General features: G+C 28.9%; 22 protein-coding genes and 1 riboswitch. Of the genes, 6 read left to right on the forward strand and 16 right to left on the reverse strand.

From position 1 onward, the window contains the following. Window positions 1-617 precede the first annotated feature (617 nt). Window positions 618-947: a HesB-like protein gene (locus tag B3630_RS05330; RefSeq protein ID WP_346896182.1), complete on the reverse strand. Its 330-nt coding sequence runs from the start codon at window positions 945-947 to the stop codon at window positions 618-620. A 194-nt stretch (window positions 948-1,141) separates the two neighbouring features. Continuing rightward, the gene (locus B3630_RS05335; RefSeq protein ID WP_346896184.1) at window positions 1,142-1,708 is read right to left on the reverse strand and encodes a hypothetical protein; all 567 of its coding nucleotides are present in this window, start codon (window positions 1,706-1,708) and stop codon (window positions 1,142-1,144) included. 308 nt (window positions 1,709-2,016) lie between these two features. On the opposite strand from B3630_RS05335, the gene asnB reads away from it, so the two are divergent. Then, window positions 2,017-3,882 (forward strand): asparagine synthase (glutamine-hydrolyzing), encoded by a 1,866-nt coding sequence (asnB, locus tag B3630_RS05340; RefSeq protein WP_346896186.1) that lies wholly within the window; start codon window positions 2,017-2,019, stop codon window positions 3,880-3,882. A gap of 132 nt (window positions 3,883-4,014) precedes the next feature. Here the strand turns inward: asnB and B3630_RS05345 are convergent, their stop codons facing one another. From B3630_RS05345 to glyA, 12 genes are all read right to left on the reverse strand, one after another. After that, complete coding sequence (locus B3630_RS05345; RefSeq protein WP_346896188.1) at window positions 4,015-4,488, reverse strand: hypothetical protein; 474 nt, start codon at window positions 4,486-4,488, stop codon at window positions 4,015-4,017. A 188-nt stretch (window positions 4,489-4,676) separates the two neighbouring features. Continuing rightward, the gene (locus B3630_RS05350; RefSeq protein ID WP_150845538.1) at window positions 4,677-5,618 is read right to left on the reverse strand and encodes an SPFH domain-containing protein; all 942 of its coding nucleotides are present in this window, start codon (window positions 5,616-5,618) and stop codon (window positions 4,677-4,679) included. Beyond that, on the reverse strand, window positions 5,619-6,050 hold the full coding sequence (locus B3630_RS05355; protein WP_035132265.1) for an NfeD family protein: 432 nt from the start codon (window positions 6,048-6,050) through the stop codon (window positions 5,619-5,621). Window positions 6,051-6,417: 367 nt separating this feature from the next. Further along, window positions 6,418-8,196 (reverse strand): aminopeptidase P family protein, encoded by a 1,779-nt coding sequence (locus B3630_RS05360; RefSeq protein ID WP_346896190.1) that lies wholly within the window; start codon window positions 8,194-8,196, stop codon window positions 6,418-6,420. Between the two features lie 198 nt (window positions 8,197-8,394). Continuing rightward, window positions 8,395-9,360 (reverse strand): porphobilinogen synthase, encoded by a 966-nt coding sequence (gene hemB / locus B3630_RS05365; RefSeq protein ID WP_346896192.1) that lies wholly within the window; start codon window positions 9,358-9,360, stop codon window positions 8,395-8,397. 60 nt (window positions 9,361-9,420) lie between these two features. Then, window positions 9,421-10,875 (reverse strand): uroporphyrinogen-III C-methyltransferase, encoded by a 1,455-nt coding sequence (gene cobA, locus B3630_RS05370; protein ID WP_346896194.1) that lies wholly within the window; start codon window positions 10,873-10,875, stop codon window positions 9,421-9,423. 19 nt (window positions 10,876-10,894) lie between these two features. Continuing rightward, the gene (gene hemC / locus B3630_RS05375) at window positions 10,895-11,767 is read right to left on the reverse strand and encodes a hydroxymethylbilane synthase (RefSeq protein WP_346896196.1); all 873 of its coding nucleotides are present in this window, start codon (window positions 11,765-11,767) and stop codon (window positions 10,895-10,897) included. 32 nt (window positions 11,768-11,799) lie between these two features. Beyond that, on the reverse strand, window positions 11,800-12,438 hold the full coding sequence (locus tag B3630_RS05380; protein WP_346868951.1) for an NAD(P)-dependent oxidoreductase: 639 nt from the start codon (window positions 12,436-12,438) through the stop codon (window positions 11,800-11,802). Window positions 12,439-12,468: 30 nt separating this feature from the next. Further along, complete coding sequence (locus B3630_RS05385; RefSeq protein WP_414632998.1) at window positions 12,469-13,593, reverse strand: pyridoxal phosphate-dependent aminotransferase; 1,125 nt, start codon at window positions 13,591-13,593, stop codon at window positions 12,469-12,471. Window positions 13,594-13,631: 38 nt separating this feature from the next. Continuing rightward, the gene (gene cbiB, locus B3630_RS05390) at window positions 13,632-14,597 is read right to left on the reverse strand and encodes an adenosylcobinamide-phosphate synthase CbiB (RefSeq protein WP_414632999.1); all 966 of its coding nucleotides are present in this window, start codon (window positions 14,595-14,597) and stop codon (window positions 13,632-13,634) included. A 14-nt stretch (window positions 14,598-14,611) separates the two neighbouring features. Continuing rightward, on the reverse strand, window positions 14,612-16,108 hold the full coding sequence (locus B3630_RS05395) for a cobyric acid synthase (protein WP_346896200.1): 1,497 nt from the start codon (window positions 16,106-16,108) through the stop codon (window positions 14,612-14,614). Window positions 16,109-16,296: 188 nt separating this feature from the next. Further along, a riboswitch (cobalamin riboswitch) is annotated at window positions 16,297-16,469 on the reverse strand. A 135-nt stretch (window positions 16,470-16,604) separates the two neighbouring features. Beyond that, a complete protein-coding gene (glyA, locus tag B3630_RS05400) occupies window positions 16,605-17,837 on the reverse strand; it encodes a serine hydroxymethyltransferase (protein ID WP_346896202.1) in 1,233 nt (410 codons plus the stop codon). 388 nt (window positions 17,838-18,225) lie between these two features. On the opposite strand from glyA, the gene B3630_RS05405 reads away from it, so the two are divergent. Continuing rightward, window positions 18,226-18,408 (forward strand): hypothetical protein, encoded by a 183-nt coding sequence (locus tag B3630_RS05405; RefSeq protein ID WP_346896204.1) that lies wholly within the window; start codon window positions 18,226-18,228, stop codon window positions 18,406-18,408. 43 nt (window positions 18,409-18,451) lie between these two features. Here B3630_RS05405 and yfcE read toward each other — a convergent pair whose 3' ends face one another. Then, a complete protein-coding gene (gene yfcE, locus B3630_RS05410; RefSeq protein ID WP_346896206.1) occupies window positions 18,452-18,997 on the reverse strand; it encodes a phosphodiesterase in 546 nt (181 codons plus the stop codon). Window positions 18,998-19,147: 150 nt separating this feature from the next. Here yfcE and B3630_RS05415 point away from each other — a divergent pair, with 150 nt between their 5' ends. Genes B3630_RS05415 through B3630_RS05425 form a run of 3 tightly spaced genes read left to right on the forward strand, consistent with a single transcriptional unit; the run spans window position 19,148 to window position 22,273 of the window. Continuing rightward, the gene (locus tag B3630_RS05415) at window positions 19,148-19,399 is read left to right on the forward strand and encodes an NAD(P)H-dependent oxidoreductase subunit E (protein ID WP_346896208.1); all 252 of its coding nucleotides are present in this window, start codon (window positions 19,148-19,150) and stop codon (window positions 19,397-19,399) included. Continuing rightward, window positions 19,390-21,096 (forward strand): [Fe-Fe] hydrogenase large subunit C-terminal domain-containing protein, encoded by a 1,707-nt coding sequence (locus tag B3630_RS05420; protein WP_346896210.1) that lies wholly within the window; start codon window positions 19,390-19,392, stop codon window positions 21,094-21,096. Before B3630_RS05415 ends, B3630_RS05420 begins: the two co-directional genes overlap by 10 nt. A 1-nt stretch (window position 21,097) precedes the next feature. Continuing rightward, window positions 21,098-22,273 carry a SpoIIE family protein phosphatase gene (locus tag B3630_RS05425; RefSeq protein ID WP_346896212.1) on the forward strand — a complete coding sequence of 392 codons (1,176 nt, stop codon included), beginning with the start codon at window positions 21,098-21,100 and terminating at the stop codon, window positions 22,271-22,273. A 24-nt stretch (window positions 22,274-22,297) separates the two neighbouring features. On the opposite strand, the gene B3630_RS05430 is transcribed toward B3630_RS05425, so the two are convergent. Beyond that, window positions 22,298-22,945 carry a TIGR01906 family membrane protein gene (locus B3630_RS05430; RefSeq protein ID WP_346896214.1) on the reverse strand — a complete coding sequence of 216 codons (648 nt, stop codon included), beginning with the start codon at window positions 22,943-22,945 and terminating at the stop codon, window positions 22,298-22,300. Between the two features lie 199 nt (window positions 22,946-23,144). Here B3630_RS05430 and hemA point away from each other — a divergent pair, with 199 nt between their 5' ends. After that, the gene (gene hemA / locus B3630_RS05435) at window positions 23,145-24,386 is read left to right on the forward strand and encodes a glutamyl-tRNA reductase (protein ID WP_346896216.1); all 1,242 of its coding nucleotides are present in this window, start codon (window positions 23,145-23,147) and stop codon (window positions 24,384-24,386) included. Window positions 24,387-24,391: the final 5 nt, after the last annotated feature.

Here is a 24,391-nt window from a genome sequence, read left to right on the forward strand (position 1 = left end):
CTTGACTTAGGGTACATTTTATATTAACATTGCACTTTTATTTTAATATAAGATTTTACTTATTCATTAGCCGCAGCTACTACAACTTGAGCATCCGCCACCTTCAGCTTGCTTTTCAGGCTCTATAGAAAATCCACCTCTACCATTCTCTTCACCTGAAAGAATAGTGAGTGCTCCAAATTGTTCATTAACAGACTTATCTACTAAGAATGTAAGTCCTTCTACTGCTTCTGTATTATCAGTATCTTTTTTTTCATCTAAAACTAGATTAAATGCTGGGCCGCCTCATCCCATACCTGCAAAATGAATTCTTACTGTATCTGATGTAACTTCATTATCTTTTAAAAATTGTAAGAATTCAACGGTAGCTTTATCACTTATTTTAACTGTTGACATAATTTTTACCTCTTTTCCTTTTCAGTTTTATAGATACATTACTATTGTGTCAATGAATCTACATATTTATTACACTAATAAATATTACTATGAATGTCAATCGTATTTATCATTGGATTTATTAATAGGTTTTATTTGAAATAAATATACATACTAAAAAAGTGCAATATTAAACAAGTTTAACACTGCACTTTCAGTAATATAATTATTATTTATTAAATCTAACCGCAACTTGTGCAACCAGCACAACCGCCACCTTCTGGTTTTTTTTCTGGTTCTATAGAAAACCCACCTCTACCATTTTCATCTGCAGAAAGAATTGTTAATTCACCAAATTGCTCAGTAACTGCCTTATCCACTAAAAATGTGAGTCCTTCTACTACTTCTATGTTATCATTATCTTTTTCCTTATCTAAAACTAAATTAAATACAGCACCACCACATCCCATGCCTGCAAAATGAATTCTTACTGTATCTGTCGTAACTTCATTATCCTTTAAAAATTGTAAAAATTCAGTAGTAGCTTTATCACTTATATTTACTATTGACATATTTTATTCCTCTTTTCTATATATACTAACTATTATCTAAATATAATTAAATCTTTATAACATTAATTATAAATAATTTCAATGTCATTTATAATTATATAATATCATAGCCGTTATGTGTGTCAATAGACTTATTTATCACTCTTTTCTATAGAACTTTAATACCTATAAGATAATATAATAGTTAAATTTTTCTATACTATATTACTCTCTACTTGAAAAGATTCTATTGGTAAAATTTCATTTCCAAACATCCTATAATCATGGTATTTATATGAGCTTCTCATAATTTCTTCAGTAATAATTTTTCCTCTATTTACATAATCTAAAAAGTCATAGCATGTTAGTATATTTATATGTTCTTCTTCACATATATTAGATAAAGATTTAATAAATTCTTCAAATATTGTATTACAGGTGTTATTTAATATCTTTGCACCATCTATTATAAAGTCCCCTCCCCAAAATCCTGAATTTGAAGCTTTACCTTTAAGATCTCTAAGAAACTTTGATATCATCGTAGAGTTTATATTTTCATTATAGGATGAAATTAATATACTACTCATTTTAATATTTTCTATCATTAATCTTTCATTTGAATCTAAATTATTAGTAAGTAATTTATATATATCTTCATCTACATAAAGATAAACATAGTTATTATTTTCTATTTGCTGTTTTATGTATTTATATAGATTAATTACCAAATGATCCTCTCCATAATAATAAAAACAGATATTTTTACCGCAACAATTACTCATAATCTCTCTCCCCTTAATTAATACCATATTGATTCTATTATTATTATTCTATTACAATATTTAATTACCTTTTTTTTCCATAAAATAATTATCTAATTGTTTTTACATTTTATTACAATCATTTTTAAAGTTCTTGTCTTGGTTGAAAAGTTATCGAACTTATATAACTTTTCATGTAGAAATATGGTATACTATGTGATAGAAATAATAGTTAGGTACTACTAATTATATAATAATGAATATATTGATTAAGATAGATATATATTGTAAAATATTTTTATGTGTATAAACACTAAGGAGGATTATCGATGTGCGGATTTGTAACGTTTTTTAGCAATTCTAAAATACTAGAAGAAAAGAAAGAAACTCTTCGTGATATGAGAGAAGTTATTAAACATAGAGGACCAACTCAAGATGGAGAGTATATGGATGAAAATGTTTATTTAGGTTTTAAAAGACTAAGTATTCTTGATTTGGCAAATGGAATTCAGCCCTACTCTTATAAGGATGAATTAGAAATAGTTTTTAATGGAGAAATATATAATTATATATCTTTAAGAGATGAATTAATAAAAGAAGGCTATAACTTTACTACTAATTCAGAAGTAGAAGTAATAGCTACGTTATACACTCACTTAGGAGATAAGTTTGTTGAGAAACTTAGAGGAATGTTCTCATTTATTATTTGGGATAGAAAGAAAAAAGTATTCTTAGGTGGAAGAGATCCATTTGGTATAAAACCATTTTATTATATAGAAAATGAAACTGGACTTTATGTGGCTTCTGAGCTCAAGAGTTTTCATGCTAATCCTGATAGCGATTGTGTTGATATTGATAACGGAGCTCTTCATGACTATCTTACATTTCAATTTGTGCCAGAACCAAAAACTTTACTAAAGGATATAAAGGTTTTAAAACCAGGTCATATTATAAAGAAGGAATTAGGTAAAGCTCATGAAATAAGTTGCTATTATTCAATTAAGTTTAACCCTACTCCAGGACCAAAAGATGAAAAGATGGAAGAAATTCGTAAAGCCATAGAAGATTCAGTTGAACTACATATGCAATCTGAGGTGCCTGTTGCGTCTTTCTTATCAGGTGGAATTGATTCTACTGTTGTAACTGCTCTAGCAAAAAAACACATGCCGGACTTAAAGACCTTTACCATAGGCTTTGATCGAAACGGATATAGTGAAATTGATTTAGCTAGAGAATCAGCTGATAAACTAGGATTAGAAAACATAAGTAAAATAGTTTCTTATGAAGAATTTGCCAATGAATTACCTAAGATAATTTGGCATATGGATGAACCAGTAGCCGATCCTGCAGCTATACCACTTTATTTTATAGCAAAAGAGGCTGCTAAGCATGTTACAGTTATTTTATCTGGAGAAGGTGCTGATGAGGTATTTGGTGGATATACTATTTACCATGAACCTAATTCGTTAAAAATGTTTGATCATGCACCTAGTTTCTTAAAGAAAGTCTTAAAATCTGGTGCATCTCATATACCAGAAGGAACAAGAGGAAAAAGCTTTATTGACAGAGGCTGTACTCCTATGAGAGAGCGTTATGTAGGTAATGCAAAAATCTTCTTAGATGATGAAAAAGAAGGAATACTTAATAAGTATGAGTCAAAATATACAATTAAGAGGGCTATGAATGATATCTATGATAGAGCTGCTCAATATGACCCTATCACTCAAATGCAATTTGTAGATTTTAATACATGGCTTACAGGAGATATCCTTGTTAAAGCTGATAGAATGACTATGGCTCACTCTTTAGAGCTTAGAGTACCATTCCTAGATAAAGAAGTATTTAAAGTTGCTTCAAAGCTCACTGCTGATGAAAAAATTAATGGTCATGTAACAAAATACTTATTAAGAGAATCTTTTAAATCAGAATTACCATTCTTAACTGCTCTTGATAGAAAAAAACTGGGATATCCAGTTCCAATAAGATTATGGCTTAAGGATGAGCTTTATCAATGGGCTATGGACATAATAAAAAATAGTAACGCAGATGAATTTGTAAATAAAGCTGCTGCTATTAAATTAGTAGAAGATCATAGAAAAGGTCCATTTGACTTAAGTAGAAAGATTTGGACAATACTTATATTCTTAATTTGGCATAAAGTATATCTAGAAAAAGAAACTCCTTTTCTAGATTAAGATTAAAGACGTAGAATTCCTATAAGAATTCTACGTCTTTTTTTAATGTATAGGAATGTATAGATTTTACGTTTTATAGGTTTTAACGTTAGGAATGTGACGCATGCCTCATTTTTTATTTGTGTTATAAAACTATTTAACTACACTTATATTGTTTTCTTTTAACCAATCTATTAAATAATTAATTAAAAATTCATCTCTAAAGGTATAAAATTCATCTAATTTGTCTTTATTAATTAAAACTCTATTAAAAGTTAATAGAGGATTCGACCAATCAACCTTACTATAAATTTCATTTTTGTCATTAGGATTTAAAGTATCTAAGTAGCTTTTCATGGAACCCACTAATATACTTTCATTTACTAGTGGAATATAAAGATAATTGTCACTATAGTTCATAGTAACATCTTCTGCTTCTGTAGCTAATTCCTTTTCCCAACTTTCAAGTTTATCAAATTTAGATTCATCTCTTAATGCTTCTATAATACTTTGAGGAATATAAGAAAATTCACCATCATTCAAGTTTAAATAACATTCCCCTTCGCCTCTTGTTTCTGATAAGCTAAGCTCTAACATTAAGTCTAAATCAATATTTAAATTATTCATAAAATTTTCACCTACCTTTTAAATTATATATTTATATAAACTTTCTCATTTCACTGTATTAAGAGTATATGCTAATATAGGATTTTTTACAATATTTATTTAATAATTTCAACATTTAAATATAGATATTGTAATTATTTATATATAAAATAAAGCATTAGGTTGTATCCTAATGCTTTATTTTACTACTATTTATTATTTTTTAACATTTCACCAATAGCTGCTATACTTCCAAGGGAAGATAATGTTTCATTTGGTAATATAAGCTTATTAGCAGGATTATTAGCCATTTCTTTAAGAGCTTCAACTTGTTTTAAAGCTATGACAGTTTCATTAGTTCCTGATTGAATTATAGCTTCATTTACTCTTCTTATTGCTTCAGCGTCTGCTTCTGAAATTTTTTCAATAGCTTTTGCTTTACCTTCTGCCTCTAGTAATTGAGATTCTTTTAATCCTTCTGCTCTTCTTATATTAGCTTCTTTTTCAGCTTCAGCAGCAAGTATTTTACTTCTCTTTTCTCCTTCAGCTTTTTCAATTTCTGATTGTCTTGCTCCTTCAGCTTGAAGAATCATGGCCCTCTTATCTCTTTCAGCTCTCATTTGTTTTTCCATAGCTTGTTGAATTTCTGATGGAGGTACAATATTTTTAATTTCTACAGACAATAGCTTAATTCCATAAGCATCAGTAATATTATCAACGATTTGTAATAATTTTGAGTTTATAAGGTCTCTTCCTGCCAATACTTCATCTAGAGTCATATCACCTAAAATATTTCTCATATTAGTTATAGTGGAATACATTATACCTTGAACATAGTTTTCTATGTTGTAAACCGCATCCTTTGCACTTAGAACTTGATAAAATATAACGTTATCTACAGAAATATTAACATTATCTTTAGTTATTACGTTTTGTGGTGGTATATCTAGTATTTGTTGTTTAACAGATACTTTCTTCCTAATAAAGTCCACAAAAGGTATTGTTAAATGCCATCCAGGTTCTAAGACCTTATAAAATTGACCAAACCTTTCCATAACATAGTTATAACCAGTGTTAACTACTTTAACGGCTGAAATTATGATGATTAGAACTACAAATAGTATGACTAAAACACCAATTACTAATTCCATTTAAATCACTCCTTTTTTAATTATCAATTTATTGTTTTCAATTTTTAACACTTTAAAAGTATCCCCAATATTTATATCTTCACCTATATTTCTTGCTGTCCAGTAAACTTCGTTAACTTTTATTCTACATTCCCTATTACTTTCTAATTTAACTTCAGATACAAATTCTCTATCTTCATACTTACCAACCAAGGGTTTTTCGGTTGGTAGATTTACATTAATATATTTTTTAGACACCTTTAATCCAAATATAATCGCAATAGTTCCTAGTATCAAAGCGATCCATATTTGTGTAGTAAAGTCTACAAAATATCCTGCAATAAAAGCAGGAATAAATCCTAATCCTAACCATGAAAAGGTAAAACTACTTGTAGTTATATCCACAACTATTACAAAAATAAGTAATCCAAACCAAATCCAGTTTAAATCCATTAAATATCACCTCTCAAATTTAAATAATATTAATAAACATATATAAAATATTATATACGTGTGTATTAAATATAATTATACCACATTATAGTAAAATATTATATTTTTTTATATTATTTAATTAGGTATTTTTTCTACCTATATAGCGTATATATTATAAGTGTACATATAAACACCAGTAAGTTTGGAGGTATTTCCATGAACCGCGATTCTAATATGTTCAGTTATTTGTTTATAGGTATGTTACTAATTATAATATCAGGAATAGTTAAAATGTTATAATACTAAATGCTATAATAAAAATCATCCCTATTACGTAGAGATGATTTTTGTTTTAGTTATGAAACAATAATTTGTAATATAAGTTTTAAATTTCTCTAGTTTCTTTCTTTAAAAATTCTTTTTCTTCTGTATTTAGATAAGTTGATAACAATTTATATACTTCTTTATGATAATTATTTAAGAATAATTTTTCTTTTTCAGTAAGCATATCTATTTTTATACCATCTAAATCTATAGGGCAATAGGTAGCTACATCAAACTTCATAAATTGTCCACCATATTCTGTTTTACTATCTTTAGTAACAAATAGCAAATTCTCTATTCTAATACCGTGTTTACCTTCTTTATATACACCAGGTTCATTTGTAACATTCATTCCTTCTTCAAGGACTACTGTATTAGGAACTTGCGAAAAGTTTTGTGGCCCTTCATGAACATTAAGGAAGAATCCAACTCCATGACCAGTTCCACATTTATAATCAATTCCTGCTTCCCAAAGTGGTATTCTTGCAATAATATCTAAGTTAGATCCAGTAGCCCCATATAAGAACTTAGCCATAGTTAAAGCTAAATTACTCTTAACTACAAGAGTAAAGTCTCTTCTTTCTTCTTCAGTCAATTCACCAAGAACTATAGTTCTTGTTATATCTGTAGTTCCATCATAATATTGCCCACCTGAATCTACTAAGAATAACCCTTCTGGTTTTAAAGTATAATTACTTTCTGAAGTAGCAGAATAGTGCATCATAGCAGCATGTTCTTTATAGGCAGCTATAGTTGAAAAACTTGGTTCAACAAAATACTCTTGTTCACTTCTCAATTTAATTAGAGTATCTGTGGCTGACATCTCAGATATTTCTTCTTTACCTACATTTTCTTTTAAGTACTTTATAAACTTAACCATGGCTACTCCATCTTTTATAGTACAGTTTCTAAAGTTATTTCTTTCAACTTCATTCTTTATAGCTTTTAAATCTGTAGTTATATTTCTTTTTTCAATTTTAGAAATAGATTCATTTAATGAGGTAAGAATTTTCACAGTCGTTTTATTTGGATCAAATAAGATAGATGTATCTTTAAGTTCTTTTAAGTTATTGAATATCTCATTATATCCTAATATTTCTACAGAAGAAGCCTTCAGATTAGATTTAATTTCATCAGTTAATTTATTATTATCTATGAAAAACTTAACGGAATCCATGCTAATTAATAAATATGATATTGTTACAGGACTGCTTTCTACATCATTTCCCCTAATATTTAATGTCCACGCTATATCATCTAAAGAACTTAGTACGTAATATTCAGCCCCTATTTCCTTCATCTTATCACAAATAATAGCAAGCTTTTCTGATGATGATTTACCTGCAAATTTAACATCATGAAGAAAAACCATTGTATTAGGCATAGCTGGCCTATCATTCCAAACTGGAGATATTAAATCCTTTTCTGGATCTATTTTTATATTTCTACTTTTAAATGTTTCTGTCATAGTTTTGTATATTCCAATAGGCATTACAGAACCATCAAACCCAACTATATCTCCTGGATTAAGCTCTTCTTTAAGAAATTCTGTGAATGTAGGAACCTTAGGTTGTCCCATTTTAAAAAGTTCTATTCCTGTATCAGATAGCTGTTTCTCAGCTTGAATATAATAACGACCATCTGCCCATAATATTGCTCTATTAAGAGTTACTACTACAGTACCTGCTGAACCTGTAAAACCAGAAATCCATGCTCTAGCTTTGAAGTATTCAGCTACATATTCACTTTGATGAGAATCAAAACTAGGAATAATGTAAGCTGATAATTGATTTTCCTTCATAGCCCTTCTTAGTCCTTCAATTTTTTCTTTAACATTCATTCATATTCACCCCTATTTTCCACTAATAAACATCTAAACCTATTATACAGCTAAAATATTATACATTCAATGATATAATTTATAGATATGAATTATATTTTGATATTATTCATTATACCAAACTTGAAATTATATTTAAAAATTGACGTATAAAAAAACCCATTGCAGTATTACAATGAGTTTTTATGTTAAATCTATTTATTCTTGAATCCATTTACTTGCTTCTAATGCATAGTAAGTGATAATTAATTTAGCACCAGCTCTTTTTATTGAAGTTAACATTTCAATAGCAGCTCTTTTTTCATCAATTAATCCATTTTCTCCTGCATTTTTTATCATAGCATATTCCCCACTTACATTGTATGCAGCTATAGGCATATTAAAAGTCATACTGGCCTCTTTTATTATGTCTAAATATAATATAGCTGGTTTAACCATGACTATATCAGCTCCTTCTTCAATATCAGCTTCGATTTCTCTCATAGATTCCTTCCCATTGGCAGGATCCATTTGATAGCTACTTCTATCTCCAAATTGAGGAGTTGAATTTGCAGCTGCTCTAAAAGGACCATACATAGCAGAACTATATTTTGCACTATAACTCATTATAGATATATGTCCAAGTCCATTTTCATCTAATATATCCCTTATGGCTTTAACTCTACCATCCATCATATCTGAAGGTGCAATCATGTCAGCTCCAGCTTTAGCATGAGAAAGTGCAATCTTAGCTAAATACTTTAAGGTTTCATCATTATCTACTCTCTCATTTTTAATAATTCCACAATGACCGTGAGTAGTATATTGACACATGCATACATCGGTAATAACAAATAATTCCTTAGAGATTTCCTTGACTTTTCTTATTGCTCTTTGAACTATACCATCTTCACAAAAAGCTGAGGATGCAATTTCATCTTTATCATCAGGAAGTCCAAATAAGATTATACCCTTTACTCCTGCAGCGATAACTTCATCTATAACTTCATGTAATCTATCTAAAGACCAGTGGTAATTCCCTGCTAGAGATGAAATCTCTTCCTTAATATTTTCTCCCTCAACCACAAAAATTGGGTATATAAAATCATTACTATTTAAAATAGTTTCACGTACCATATCTCTTATTGCACTAGTTTCTCTTAATCTTCTATATCTTTTGAACATAATAAACATAGCCTATTAATGCAAGGCCATGATACACCTACCTTTCAGTCTTTAAAAAATTTATTTTATTAATGTATCTATAATACCTTGAGTTCCAATTTTATCACATTGTGTATAGGATAATTGATGAATGTTTAATGCCTTTGAAGTAATAGGCCCTATTGATATAATTGATTTTTCTTTTATTTTATCTATTCCAACCAAAGTAATCATATTTTCTACGGTGCTAGGACTAGTAAATACTACTGTATCACAGTTTTCAAAGGAAATTAAATTAGGATTTTCACCAATAACTGTATCATATACTGGAATATCATCTACCTCAGCTCCAATGTTTCGAAGTTCATTTACAATATAGTCTCTCCCCTTCTTAGAGCGAGGAATTAATATTTTATCTCCTGAGGAAACCTTTAGTTCTATTGCTTTAAATAAACCTTCACCAGTAAATTCCTTTGCTGTTAAAGTTGGAATTATCCCTTTATCTTTTAAAGCTTTAGTAGTTGCATCCCCTATAGAAACAAACTCACCTTTAATCGTCCTTATATCTATATTGTTATGATGTAATGCATTAAATAGCATTTCAACTCCATTAATACTAGTTAATAATATATATTTATATCCTTCTAATTTACTTTCAACAGCTTTAATATTTTCAGGCTTAGGTTCTATTGCTATAGAATTTATTTCTGTAACTGAAGCTCCTAATTTAGATAGTTCATCACTAATTTCCTTACTTTGAGCCTTACCCCTAGTTATACAAATATTTCTTCCAAATAGAGGTAACTTTTCAAACCAATTCAATTTATCATTAAATTTAACTACTTCTCCAACCACAATGATAGACGGATTTGATATGCCCTCTTCCTTTGCTATTTCAGTTATATCTTTTAAAGTTCCTACTGCTTTCTTTTGATTAGAAGTAGTTCCACTCATTACAAGAGCTACTGGAGTTTCTTCTCCTAATCCAGCAGTAATAAGACCATTGCAAATACCTCCTAATTGTTCATAACCCATCATAAAGATTAAAGTGCCCTTTAATTTAGCTATAGTTTCAAAATCTAAATTTAAACCAGCTGCACTTTTAGCCGTAAATACATGAAAACTTTGGGCAATTTTTCTATGAGTTACAGGTATACCACCATAATTTAGTGCTGCAATAGGTGAAGTTATACCCGGCACTACTTCAAAGTCAATATTTTCATCTATTAGAGCTAAAGCTTCTTCACCACCACGACCAAATATGTATGGATCTCCACCTTTAATTCTTCCAACAATATGTCCTTCTTTTGCTAATTTAATTAAGATATTATTAATCTCTTCCTGAGTTTTATAGTGACACCCTGGCTCTTTTCCACAGTAGTAAAGTTTTGCATCTGTATTTACATATTTCAATATTTCAGAACCAGATAATCTGTCATAAAGTATAGCTGTACATTCTCTTAAAACCTTTATAGCTCTTAATGTTATTAAGTCTGGTGATCCTGGACCACCTCCAATTAAATAAACCTTTCCCATAAATCCTCCTATTCAATATCTACTTATTTAAGATAACTTGAGATAATTTTTTTCCTAAGTTTAAATATTCTTCTTTATTTCCTATAATAGTGTCTTTCACTAATTTACCATTGACTTCATATATACCCATAATAGTCATTACATCATCTTCTATAGAAGCATATGCACCAATAGTAGAATGACAATCACCCTTTAACTCTCTCATAAAGCTTCTTTCAGCTTCTACACAAATTCTAACCTCTTCATTATCTAGGGCCCTTAATTCATCTGCATATTCACAACTCTCATGAATCTCTATACCTAAAGCTCCTTGTGCAATAGCAGGAATTATTTCATCTGTTTCAAAATAATTAGTAATGATTCCTTCTAATCCTAATCTCTTTAACCCAGCAGCTGCTAATACTATTCCGTCTAAGTTCTCATTTTCAATCTTATTAATTCTTGTCTGAACATTACCTCTTACAGGAACTATTTCAATGTCTGGTCTTAAAAGAAGAATTTGTTCACTTCTTCTTTTACTACTAGTACCAACTCTGGCCCCCTTAGGTAAATGAAAAAATGAAACACCATTCATGGAAACAAAGGCATCCCTTACATCTTCCCTTATTGGTGTAGCAGCAATTGAGAAACCATCTGGTAGCTCATAGGGTACGTCCTTCATACTATGGACTCCTCCATGTGCTTTTCCATCAATTATTAATTTTTCTAACTCTTTTATAAAGACTCCCTTTCCGCCTATTTTATCTAGTGTTACATCAAGTCTTTTATCTCCTAAAGTATCTGTAAGAACCTTTTCACATTTTATATTATGTAGCTCTCTAACCAAATCCATTACATAATCAGTTTGAACTTGAGCAAGCTTACTTTTTCGTGTAGCTAATTTTAAATTCAATTCTACTCCTCCATTCATTGTATAATTTAAATCTATACCCATTCATTTATTAAATCCGAATAAAATAATTGCAAAATCTCAATATGGTATCCATGGTTAAAGAAGAAAAGAAAATCTTCAGAACATATAAAATTTAGAATTTCACTTTTATTATTTAAAGTTGTTACATTATTTCTAATATGAGTTATAAATTCTATATAATTGTCAAAGTTCTGAAGATACTCCTTTGCCTTATTGCATAAAAATACTGATGCTTTAGGATTTTTTCCTTTAATTCTCAGCCCCAAAGCAATATTTTCACTTCTTCCTGTAGCACAAAGAACAGCTTTAGAATTCTCCGGAATGGTAGTATCAATAAAGATTTTATTTTTACTGTTGCATATATTCCTAATATTTTCGTTGAATTTAGAATCATTTGTACAAATTATAATTAAATGATAATCCTCCAATAATTCATTAGTAAAAGTTTTATCTAGAAGTTTCAAATTACCATAAGCACCATCTAATAACTTAAATTCATTTGTAAATTGTTCTGAGATGCAATGAACCACAAACTTACTATTTAAAAGAGTTTTAGTTTTTATTAGAGCACTTTTTCCTCCTCCCAATATTAAAACTTTAGTATTCATACCATTCAATGAAATAAATACGGAATCATTAAAACTATCCATGAGAATCCTATCCTTTATTTTAATATTTATTTAGCTACTAATTTCACTTAAAGCTTTTATAATACTTTCATTCATATCTCTAGTTTTTATAGCTACCCTTATAAAACTATCATTAAGACCAGTATAGTTATTACAATTTCTAATTAAAATCCCCTTTTCCATAAGCTGTTTTAAAAGTTCTGAGCTTGTAATTCCTTTTATCTTACAAAGAAAATAATTAGCATTGCTTTCATATACCTTTTGTACAATCTTTATATCATTCAAAGATTTTTTCATAAATGTTCTTTCAGATATAAGCCAATTTTTACTTTCATCTATAAATTTTTCATCAAATAATGCATACTTAGCAGCAACTTCTGCAAAACAATTTACTGTCCAAGGATTTTGATTACAAATAATGAAATCTAGTAATTTATTATTTCTACTTATGGCATAGCCCAATCGAACTCCTGCCATGGAGAAAAATTTTGTTATAGCTCTAACAATTACAATACAATTATAATTATGTATATAATTAATTATACTCTTATTATTATCTAATACAAATTCTATAAACGCTTCATCAATAATCACTAATTTATTATGAGCTTCACAATAATCTAATATGTTTTTAAATTTACAATAATCAATAATACAACCATTTGGATTGTTGGGGTTAGCCAATATTAACCCCTCAGTATTTTGTATCTGCGTAAAAATATCTTCATAATCATATTCCATAAACCCATTTAAAAAAGAATAATTGATATTCAATTTATGTTTTTTACTAAAATCTTCGTATTCTACAAAGGAAGGAACAACTATGGTTATAGAATTCAAGTAGCTTATAACTAAATCTAAAATTTCAGCTGCCCCATTTCCTACTATAATATTTTCAATACCTATGCTATTAAAATACTCTTTACCATAGGCATTTTCATTAAAATACTCATTACTTTCAAATAAATAATTTAATAGGTTATTTTTTAATTCTCTATATTTTATATCTGGATACAGAGGTACCTTTTCTAAAGCTTCTCCTATATTTTCCTTAAAATCCTTAGATATGGATATAGGATTTACATTTGAGCTAAAGTCTAAAAGTTTTCTTCCAATTAAGGTACCTTCAGTATATATATCTCCTCCATGTTTCAAAATATATATACCACCTTTCATCTTAATATGTGCAAGTATATATAAACACTTACCTTTAACTAAAGTATAATTACAGATACTAAACTTAATATTATTAGTAAAATTTCACTACTATACATTAGTACTATAGATTTCTTTATGTGTTGATGACTTAAAGCTTCTATATCATCACCAATAGTTGGTTTTTCTACTACTTCTCCAAAGTAGGTATTAGAACCACCTAGTTGAATATATAAGGCTCCAGCAGTAGCTCCCTCAGGATAGGCACAATTAGGACTTTTATGATTCTTTCTGTCTCTAATCATAATCTTAAGGGATTCAATTATCCTTCCCTTAACTATCCATGCTGTAAGACACATTAATACTCCAGTTAATCTAGCAGGAATAAAGTTAAATATATCATCAACATTTGCTGGAAAAAAACCTATATTCTTATATTTTTCATTTAAGTACCCTACCATGGAATCCATAGTGTTAATTCCTTTATACATCATAGCAAGGGGTGCCCCTCCTATGATGGAATAAATTATAGGTGCAATTATACCGTCAGAAGTATTTTCGGCTATAGTTTCTACATCACCTCGAATTATTTCATCCTTACTTAAAGAAGTTGTATCTCGACCTACAATATAAGAAAGCTTAACTCTAGCTTCTTTTATATCATCCTGAACAAGAGCATTATAGACCTGAATTCCGGCTGTATGAAGACTCTTAGCAGCAAGCGTTGTCCATATTATTAAAGTATTAACTACTATAAAAACAATATTATTTATTATAGATAGCTTAAGTAATAAATACGGAATAGTGTATGAAATTACACAAACCATAAACACCATAAATAAAGAAGCCCACTTCAATTTAATATTATTAGGGAAATGTTTTCTTAGACACTTTTCTATAGCTCCAATAAGTTTTCCTATATATATAATAGGATGTGGTAGCCAATTAGGATCACCTAAAATAAAGTCTAAAATAACTGCTAAAGATACACAAAGTATATTTAAGGATATATGAAAATTAATCATTATAACTTCTCCCACTATCTACTTAAGCCCATTATTTTATATATTTTATTCATATCTATAGAGGCTCTTACAAGGTCAGCTAGTTTATCTAATTCCTTTTCTCTTAAGTGCTCATAAGGCACAGAAATCTTCTCTTCAATTCCCTTATCTCTTCTTAATTCATTAATAATGTGTTGTCTAAACTCAACCCCATCAAAAATTCCATGAATGTATGTTCCCATCACATTTCCTTTATTATTTACTACTCCATCTAAATGATTAGCTTCTTCATTATTACTCTTATTTATGTTAATAAGGCTTTTACCTTCATCTAGAAGTGTAGTTTTTCCCATGTGTATTTCATACCCATATATACTTAAAGGAGTATCATTGTTTATTAAATCCTTTGCTATGATACCATTAACTCTAGTAGTAATCTTTTTCTCTTCAAAAACTGTTTTTATAGGTAAAATATCTAATCCATTCATAGACTCTAGTGTAGTTTCGACTCCATAAGGATCCTCTAATACCTTCCCTAGCATTTGATATCCTCCACAAATACCTATGATTTTCCCCTTAACTTCATATTCTCTAATTTTGTTATATAAACCTGATTTTTTTAAATATTCTAAATCCCCTAGGGTATTTTTAGTTCCAGGAATTATAACTAAATCAGGAGTTTTAAATTCAGTTACAGTTTCCACATATCTTACAGAAACATCTGGTTCTATAGATAATGCATCAAAATCAGTAAAGTTTGATATATGTGGTAACCTTATAATAGCTATATCTATTTTATCTGTGATATTTTTATTAAGGTCAACAGCTCCATCTTCATCCTCTAAGTCTAATTTAAAATATGGAACAACTCCTAAGCAATCCCTATGAGTTAACTCCTCTAAACTATCTACTCCAGGTTTAAGTAAGGATATATCTCCTCTAAACTTATTTATAATAGTTCCTTTAACTCTTTCCTTCTCACTATCACTAAGGAGCATAATAGTACCTAGTAAAGAAGCAAATACGCCTCCCTTATCGATATCACCTACAAGTAAAACAGGTGCATCTATTAATTCAGCCATCCCCATATTAACAATATCGTTGTCTCTTAAGTTTATTTCTGCTGGACTTCCTGCCCCTTCCATAACAATAATATCAAATTGATTTTCTAATTTTTCAAAAGCAGACTTTAAATCATCCTTAAATTTAACTTTTAAATTGTGGTATTCCTTTGCATTGGAGTAACCATAAACTTCTCCATTAAAAATTATTTGACAATTTTTATCTGTAGTAGGTTTTAGTAGAATAGGGTTCATATATACCTCTGGTTCAATTCCCGCAGCATAAGCTTGCAAAACTTGAGCACGACCCATCTCTTTTCCATCCAAAGTTATATATGAATTAAGAGACATATTTTGTGACTTATATGGACATACCGAATACCCATCTTGTTTAAATATTCTACATAATGCAGTAACTAGTATACTTTTTCCTACAGAAGAAGCTGTACCTTGAATCATTATTTTAGCCATTTATAATACCTTCTTTCTATTTAAATAAAATAAAAAAGCAAGAAAGAAAAGCTTCCTTGCCAAATAATTTAAATTCCCATCTTAGTAAAATAAAAAATATAAGTTTAAATCTAAGTAAGATAAACTTACCAAAATCTTCAATTTTACTTATACATATTAACTTAGTCACTAAAATAGCTCATTTCCCTCCGAAAGCTCATATTTAGGCAGGTCTCCTGGCTTATGAATCACTCTAACCTCACCTTCCCCTATTAAGAGTGGTATTTGAGGGTCGTCATCATTTACAGTAGCGGGGGCTGCTATGGATTTTAACCATATTCCCTTTTCACTTTTAAAAAGCACCTAAAATACTATTTAATTTTCACCCATAATTATAAGAGGTTTAAACACATAAGTCAATATAATGTAAATTTTACTTTGCATTCATTTTTATATTCTATAAAAAATGTAAAGACCTAGCAGTGAAAATGCTAGGTCCTTAGTTATTACAAATATTTTACTTATATAATGGAATTTTATTGCAAAGAGCTTTAACTCTTTCCTTAGCAGGTGATAAATCACCATCCCTATTATCAATTGCCAAATTCATTATATCAGCAATTTCAATCATTTCTTCTTTTCCAAAACCTCTAGTAGTAGTAGCAGGAGTACCTATTCTAATACCACTAGTTACAAATGGGCTTTGGGATTCAAAAGGTATTGTATTTTTATTTACAGTGATTCCAACTTCGTCTAATAGATGCTCTGCTGCTTTTCCTGTAATATCTTTATTTCTTAAATCCACAAGAATTAAATGATTATCGGTACCATCAGACACTAATTTAAATCCTCTTTCTTTTAATGCACTTGCAAGAGCTTTAGCATTTTCTAAAACTTTTTGCTGATACTCTTTGAAAGATGGGTCTAGAGCTTCTTTAAAGCAAATAGCTTTAGCTGCAATAGTATGCATTAATGGACCACCCTGTATTCCAGGGAATATAGTTTTATCTACTAGTTTTGCATACTTTTCTTTACAAAGTATTGCCCCACCCCTTGGTCCTCTTAAAGTTTTATGAGTTGTTGTTGTAATAAAGTCTGCATATGGTGATGGGCTAGGATGTACCCCTGCGGCAATAAGTCCAGCTATATGAGCCATATCCACCATCATATATGCACCTATCTCATCACAAATCGATCTTATTTTATCAAATTCTATTATTCTTGGGTAAGCACTAGCTCCCGCAACTATCATTTTAGGTTTTTCATCTAAAGCTACAGTTCTTAATGCATTATAATCTATAAATCCATTTTCACCTACTCCATAAGATATAAATTTATATAACTTTCCAGAAAAATTAACTGGACTTCCATGGGTTAAGTGTCCACCATCAGATAAATTCATTCCTAATACTTTATCTCCCGGTTCTAATACACTCATATAAACCGCCATGTTAGCTTGAGAACCTGAATGAGGTTGAACATTGGCATGGTCCGCGCCGAATAGTTTACACATTCTATCTCTAGCAATATTTTCAGCAACGTCTACACATTCGCAACCACCATAATATCTTTTTCCTGGATAGCCTTCTGCATATTTATTTGTAAGAGTGGACCCCATAGCTTCTCTTACAGCCTCACTTGTAAAGTTTTCTGAAGCGATGAGTTCAATTTTACTTTCCTGCCTAGCAGTCTCAAGACAAATTGCTTCATAAATTTCCGAATCAATGTTTTTAACATGTTCTAAGTTCATACATACTCCTCCTGCAATTAAAATTAGTTGTTTTTGGTGGAACCATGTGAATAGCTTTTTAACAAGTTTTTTATTTTACGTTAGTAAAGCTTTAGTACTTAGTTTTGCAGCACAGATAGCAACAATATAACCACCAGAACCTTTACACATTATTATACCATTTATTTTCATGTTAACCTACTCAATTTTTTAATTATTCTTGAAATTTTTTAATTATATATTATTATATGACCTTATGTATACAAAAACAGCCTTAAGTAATTCCTATATATTTAACTTTTTAAAATACTATTTAACTTAATTTAATAATTCCTTTAGCTATATTATTGAATAAATCATCTACGTTGTTATATAATCTACTTAATTAATAACTACAAGGAGGAATTATATGGAAATTTATATATTTCTAAAACGCAAGAAAGAAGCTGAAATTTTTAAGGGAGATAGAATTGATATCCTTGATTTCGAAATGGGTGGAGTTAAATATAAACAAGTGAGATACTTTAGAAATGGATTTAGTAAAAGTGAATTAATTGAATCTAATATAATTGATAAAATAATTAAAAAGTAGAGGGAGTTTTTTAATACCTCTACTTTTTAATATATAATATTATTTAGTTCAATGCTATTTTTTGAATTATGGTCCCCTCTAATGTTTTTATATAGAATACATCTCCATCTACAACTCCATAGCTATGAGGATTATTTTCCTTTGGATAAGAAATAGAACCTGGATTAATTATAGAAATACCATTTTTATTATTAAGACCTAATATATGTGTATGACCATGTAGCATTATATCTTCTGTAGCTATATTAGGCATATTATTCTCATTATATATGTGACCATGTGTTAAAAAAAATCTTTTGTTATTATATAAAACTACAGAATAATCTCCCATGCATGGAAAATCCAGTAACATTTGATCAACTTCCGAATCACAATTTCCCCGTACTGCAATTATTTTATATCTATATTCATTTAGTATCTTTGCCACCTCTTTAGGATCATACTCTTTCGGCAATGGATTTCTTGGCCCGTGATAAAGTATATCTCCAAGAATTAATAAATAATCCCCCTGTTCTCTATTAAATGCTTCTATAGCTTTTTTTGTGTATTTTGAAGAACCATGAATATCAGAAACAACTACTAATCTCATTTTATATCCTCCCATAATAAATTTTATACTTATTATTTACATTACTTTTGTAATATTGTCAAATGTATAACAACATGTGATTGACGGTGTTTTACCAAAGTTCTATAATTTATTATATAACATATATACATATTAGGGAGGGGTTTTATTTTGATTGTTAAAGTTTGTGTTGGAAGTGCTTGTTATGTGAGAGGTTCTCATAATGTTATAAGCCGAATTAAGAGCTTAATAGAATTAAATAATTTAACAGATAAAATAGAATTAAAAGCTTCATTTTGTCTTGGCCATTGTACTGATTCGGTATGTGTTACTGTGGATGATAACATTTATACTGTAAATGAAGATGAAGTAGATAAATTCTTTGAAGAATATATAGTTAAGAAGGTGAATCTATGCAAGTAATGAATTTTTCCTCCGCTAACTGTAAAAATTGCTACAAATGTGTACGTACTTGTACAGTTAAAGCTATAGAAGTCTTAAATGATCAAGCTAAAATCCAAGAAGATAGATGTATTTTTTGTGGTCATTGTTTAGTCGTATGTCCTCAAAACGCTCGTCATGTGCTTTCAGATATTGATGATGTCAAAGCAGCATTAAATAGCAATAAAACAATAGTTGCGCAATTAGCACCTGCTTTTAGAGGGGTATTCTCTCACCCTCCTAAATTGATAACTGCTCTAAGAAAATTAGGTTTTTCTTATATTGAAGAGGTTTCCATAGGTGCAGAATTAGTAACTCAAGAATATGAATATATGATTGATTGTAGTTTAAATAGTGAATTTATCACAAGTTGTTGTCCTTCCATAGTAATGTTAATAGAAAAATATTATCCTGAATTAATTCCATTAGTTTTACCAGTATCTTCTCCCATGGTCGCCCATGGAAAAAGCATTAAAAATAGATATGAGGAGCCTTATACTGTTTTTATAGGTCCATGCGTATCTAAAAAATATGAAGCTTTATCTGAATCTAATTTAGGATTTGTTGATTCTGTGTTAACCTTTGACGAAATCATCGACTATATAAAAGAGAATGGTATTGAATATTCTGAACTAGAAGATGGAGAAGTAGATTTTAGCGGTACTACAAGAGGTGATCGCTATCCTGTAGTTGGTGGAATATTAAATGCCATAAGACCTACTATTGATAAAAAAGATTTAAATGTAATTAGGGTTCACGGTCTGGAAAATTGTAAAGTTATTTTGGAGGAACTTAAAAATAATACTTTAAAGAATGTGTGTATAGAATTAAGTGCCTGTAATGAAAGTTGTCTTGGCGGTCCAGGCACACTATCTGATAATGAATCTGTATACACTAGACTCCAAAGAATTCAAAATTACTTAAAAACCAAAAGTAATAATTCAAAAGTTATTAATATAAATAAAGATAATCTTAATCTTACAAGAAACTTTGAAAATAAAAAAATCCATATGCTAACGCCTAAAGATGATGAAATTAAAGTTCTTCTTAAACAAATGGGAAAATACACTAAAGAAGATGAATTAAACTGTGGCGCTTGTGGATACAACACTTGTGTTGAAAAGGCTATTGCTGTTTACAATGGAATGTCTGAGGTTGAAATGTGTGTACCTTATATGAGATCATTAGCAGAAAATATGAATAGTGAAATATTTAAAAATTCGCCTAATGCTTTAATTATAATTGATGATAACTTATTGATTAAGGACATTAATCCCTCTGGAAGAAGGATGTTTTTAAATTGTGAAAAAGAAAGTATAATAGGAGTTCCTATAACAGAAATTATACACGACTTAGACTTTAAAAAAGTAGCCGACACAAAAAAGAATATTCTAGGTAAAAAAGTTTTCTACAGTAAGTTAGATTTTCATGGATATAAAAGTGTAATTTATATTAAAAATCACTCATCTTTATTGATAACATTTACAGACATAACTGAGGAAGAAAATAGGAAATTAGAATTGACTGAATTGAAGCGTAAATCTATTGATGTTACCCAAACAATTATAAACAAGCAAATGATGGTTGCTCAAGAAATTGCTAGCTTACTTGGTGAAACTACTGCAGAAACTAAAGTTGCTATCCTAGAATTAAAAAAAGTATTAGAAGAGGAAGACTAATATGAGAAAATATTACTTAGATGTAGCTAATATGAGTATGAATAAACAAGGTGAAGAACTTTGTGGTGACAACGTTGAAATTGCTAATACAGAAGATGGAATTATTGTAGTGATGTCAGATGGTCTTGGCAGTGGTGTTAAAGCTAATATACTAGGAACTTTAACATCTAAAATTGCAGTTACTATGTTAAAAGAAGGAGCTACTATAGATGAGACTATAGATACTATAATTAATACATTGCCTGAATGTCAAGTTAGAAAGTTAGCCTACTCCACTTTTACAATTGTGAAAATTAAAAACAGTGGTGAGGTATATATGGTAGAGTACGATAATCCACCTGTTTTTCTTTTTAGAAATAATCGAAGTTGTGACATCAAGAAGAATCGACGTATAGTGAATGGTAAAGTTATTTTTGAAAGTAGATTTTATATGAATGAATCTGATGCTCTAGTTATTATAAGTGACGGAGTTGTACATGCTGGTGTAGGTGGACTCTTAAATCTAGGTTGGGAATGGCCTCATATAAATAGATATCTAACTAATGTACTCCATAAAGAGGTTATTGCTCAAAACATATGTAGACAACTATTAGAAGTTTGTAAAGACTTATATGATAATAAACCTGGGGATGATACAACAGTAGTAACTATTAAAATAAGAAAGGAACAAAACATCTCTCTCTTCACAGGACCGCCTAAAAATAAAGATGATGATGACATTCTTATAAATCTTGTGAAAAATGCTACAGGTAAAAAAATTGTATGTGGTGGCACTACCGCAAATATAATATCTAACGCATTACATACCCCTATAGAGATAGACTTAAAACATTATACTTCAGAAGTCCCGCCTATGGGATTTATGAAAGGTATAGACTTGGTTACAGAAGGTATACTAACTTTAAATAAAGTAAAAGATTTATTAAAAAATTATCTAAATTCCATTAAAAAGAATGCTATACCCTGTGCTATAAATGGCTCTGATGGAGCTTCTAGAATTACTAATATGTTAATTAATGAAGGTACATCCATAGATATATATATAGGGCAAGCAGTTAATCCAGCTCATCAAAATCCATCTTTTCCAGATGAATTTAATTTAAAAATTAAAATTGTTAAAGACATATCCAGATTACTAATTTCATTAGGTAAAAAAGTAAATGTAAATTATCTTTAATTTCAAAAAGATATTAGATTTTTTCTAATATCTTTTTGAAATCTTTTTATTATAATTGTAATATAACACATATAATACTATTCCAATGACTATGCAAAGAATTCCAATAGCGCCAGCACATAATGAAAAAAACTCTTCAGGTAGTATGTTTATAATAGGATCTGTGTTGGGATCAAAAATCCATTTATCATTATCAAAAAAAATTTTATGGAATATTGTAAAGAAAAAATTAAAATTAATACTTACAACTATTGAGATTATAACTGGAGTTATAATTGATATAATGGAAATATATTTTATATAAATGTAGCTCTTATAACTGCTAGTATACAGTACAGATAATATGGCTAACGTAATTATTAAACTTAATATAGTAATCTTAACTAGTTTAAATAATTCCTTTACTTCTTTAAAATGAAAAGCACCAGCTTCTGATGATCCTAAAGATGGTAGTTCAAATTTGTCGTTGTTATTATATAACAAATAGTCTATTACATAAGAATAATTTTTTTTCATCTCCGCAATAGATAAGCTTGTTCTCTCCTCCATATTAAATTTATTAATACTGTAAGTATAAATAGGTTTTATGCTTGTTACTATTAAAATAGAAATAAGCATAATAAAAACAAAGCCTGTAATAGAAATAAAGATATTTAGAATAAACTTTTTCATAGCATTACCTCACCTTTTAATTGTTAGAAATTAGTAATATATACAATTCAATTTTATTATCCTATTTTATCATTGTCAAAAAAATTTTCATATAGTATAATTTTCATGTTACAATATATGAGTTATAATGTGCTCACTTGTAGTGGGTTTTAAATTTGATTAAATAAAATTTAGTAATTTCATAGATTTGGGGGTAAAGATGATTCATTTAATTGGAATAAAGAAAGAACTTGATTTAATTTTAAGAGCTAAACTAGCAATATCCCAAGATAATATAGATGGAATATTACTAAACATGAAAGAAACTCTATGCGAAGAAGTTGTTATAATTAATACCTGTAATAGAACAGAAATATACTTAAAATCTTCCCTATCTCAAAATATCATAATACAAGAAGTATTCAAAACGCTTAATTGGGATGAGGAATTTATTAAATATATATTTTACTCTAATGATAACAAGGCTATAACTCACTTACTGGAAGTTAGTTGCGGGTTTCATTCAAAGATTTTAGGTGAGGATCAAATCTTAGGTCAAGTAAAGGATGCCTACTCAAAAAGTAAAGAATTAAAAGTTATAAAAGCTTCTTTTGATAAGCTATTTTCAATGGCTATTAGTTGTGGTAAAGAGTTTAAAACCGAAAGTAAACTATATAAAACACCTGTGTCCTATTCATCTATAGCTGCTAAAAAAGCTATAGACCAAGGATGTAAAAATATATTAATATTAGGTTTTGGTAAAATGGCTCAATTAACTTTAAATTATCTTATAGGAAAACAAGATATCTTAGATAAAATATATATTGTAGTAAGAAATACAGATAAGATTATTAATAATAGTACTATAATAAAAAATATAAAATTAATGGAAAATAAAAAGATTGAAATTATATCCATTGATAATTTGGTAGATACTTATAAATATATAGATGCTTTAATATGCTGTACTTCTTCCCCTACTCCAATTGTACTAAAGAAAGATCTCCCTTTCCAACCAATTTTAATTTTTGATCTTTCCTTGCCAATTAATGTTGAAGATTCTTGTAGTGAATTAAAAAATATATGTTTATTTAATTTAGATAATCTTCAAAATGTAGACAGAGAAAATAAGATTCAGCGAAGAAATATTATGAATTCAAATAAATATATAATAAAGAAATACTATGATGAATATGATAATTTTTTAAAGTTAATGTCCTTAAGTGGTATAATTAAAGATGTAAAAGAAGAGGGCCAATTACTTGTGGAAAACAATCTTAAAACTTTTAAGAATAAAAAGTACACTAAAGATAATGACAAGCTTGTAGCTACCCTTTTAAAAAGTAGTGCTAACACATATATAAATCGTGCCATTGAAGTTTTAAAAGAAGAAACTTTAAAGGGGGATAATAAGGACGCCTATGAGTTAATTGAACGTATTTTTCTAAATAAAATTAATTAGGAGGA

The sequence above is a fragment of the Clostridium sp. UBA7503 genome (genome assembly GCF_002477055.1).
Lineage (GTDB): Bacteria > Bacillota > Clostridia > Clostridiales > Clostridiaceae > Clostridium_J > Clostridium_J sulfidigenes.

Bases quoted from the DNA above. Each gene is read 5' to 3' on its own strand.
- B3630_RS05330 (WP_346896182.1), bottom strand. From the start codon at position 947: ATGTCAATAGTAAATATAAGTGATAAAGCTACTACTGAATTTTTACAA.
- B3630_RS05335 (WP_346896184.1), bottom strand. From the start codon at position 1,708: ATGAGTAATTGTTGCGGTAAAAATATCTGTTTTTATTATTATGGAGAG.
- asnB (WP_346896186.1), top strand. From the start codon at position 2,017: ATGTGCGGATTTGTAACGTTTTTTAGCAATTCTAAAATACTAGAAGAA.
- B3630_RS05345 (WP_346896188.1), bottom strand. From the start codon at position 4,488: ATGAATAATTTAAATATTGATTTAGACTTAATGTTAGAGCTTAGCTTA.
- B3630_RS05350 (WP_150845538.1), bottom strand. From the start codon at position 5,618: ATGGAATTAGTAATTGGTGTTTTAGTCATACTATTTGTAGTTCTAATC.
- B3630_RS05355 (WP_035132265.1), bottom strand. From the start codon at position 6,050: ATGGATTTAAACTGGATTTGGTTTGGATTACTTATTTTTGTAATAGTT.
- B3630_RS05360 (WP_346896190.1), bottom strand. From the start codon at position 8,196: ATGAATGTTAAAGAAAAAATTGAAGGACTAAGAAGGGCTATGAAGGAA.
- hemB (WP_346896192.1), bottom strand. From the start codon at position 9,360: ATGTTCAAAAGATATAGAAGATTAAGAGAAACTAGTGCAATAAGAGAT.
- cobA (WP_346896194.1), bottom strand. From the start codon at position 10,875: ATGGGAAAGGTTTATTTAATTGGAGGTGGTCCAGGATCACCAGACTTA.
- B3630_RS05380 (WP_346868951.1), bottom strand. From the start codon at position 12,438: ATGGATAGTTTTAATGATTCCGTATTTATTTCATTGAATGGTATGAAT.
- B3630_RS05385 (WP_414632998.1), bottom strand. From the start codon at position 13,593: ATGAAAGGTGGTATATATATTTTGAAACATGGAGGAGATATATATACT.
- cbiB (WP_414632999.1), bottom strand. From the start codon at position 14,597: ATGATTAATTTTCATATATCCTTAAATATACTTTGTGTATCTTTAGCA.
- B3630_RS05395 (WP_346896200.1), bottom strand. From the start codon at position 16,108: ATGGCTAAAATAATGATTCAAGGTACAGCTTCTTCTGTAGGAAAAAGT.
- glyA (WP_346896202.1), bottom strand. From the start codon at position 17,837: ATGAACTTAGAACATGTTAAAAACATTGATTCGGAAATTTATGAAGCA.
- B3630_RS05405 (WP_346896204.1), top strand. From the start codon at position 18,226: ATGGAAATTTATATATTTCTAAAACGCAAGAAAGAAGCTGAAATTTTT.
- yfcE (WP_346896206.1), bottom strand. From the start codon at position 18,997: ATGAGATTAGTAGTTGTTTCTGATATTCATGGTTCTTCAAAATACACA.
- B3630_RS05420 (WP_346896210.1), top strand. From the start codon at position 19,390: ATGCAAGTAATGAATTTTTCCTCCGCTAACTGTAAAAATTGCTACAAA.
- B3630_RS05425 (WP_346896212.1), top strand. From the start codon at position 21,098: ATGAGAAAATATTACTTAGATGTAGCTAATATGAGTATGAATAAACAA.
- B3630_RS05430 (WP_346896214.1), bottom strand. From the start codon at position 22,945: ATGAAAAAGTTTATTCTAAATATCTTTATTTCTATTACAGGCTTTGTT.
- hemA (WP_346896216.1), top strand. From the start codon at position 23,145: ATGATTCATTTAATTGGAATAAAGAAAGAACTTGATTTAATTTTAAGA.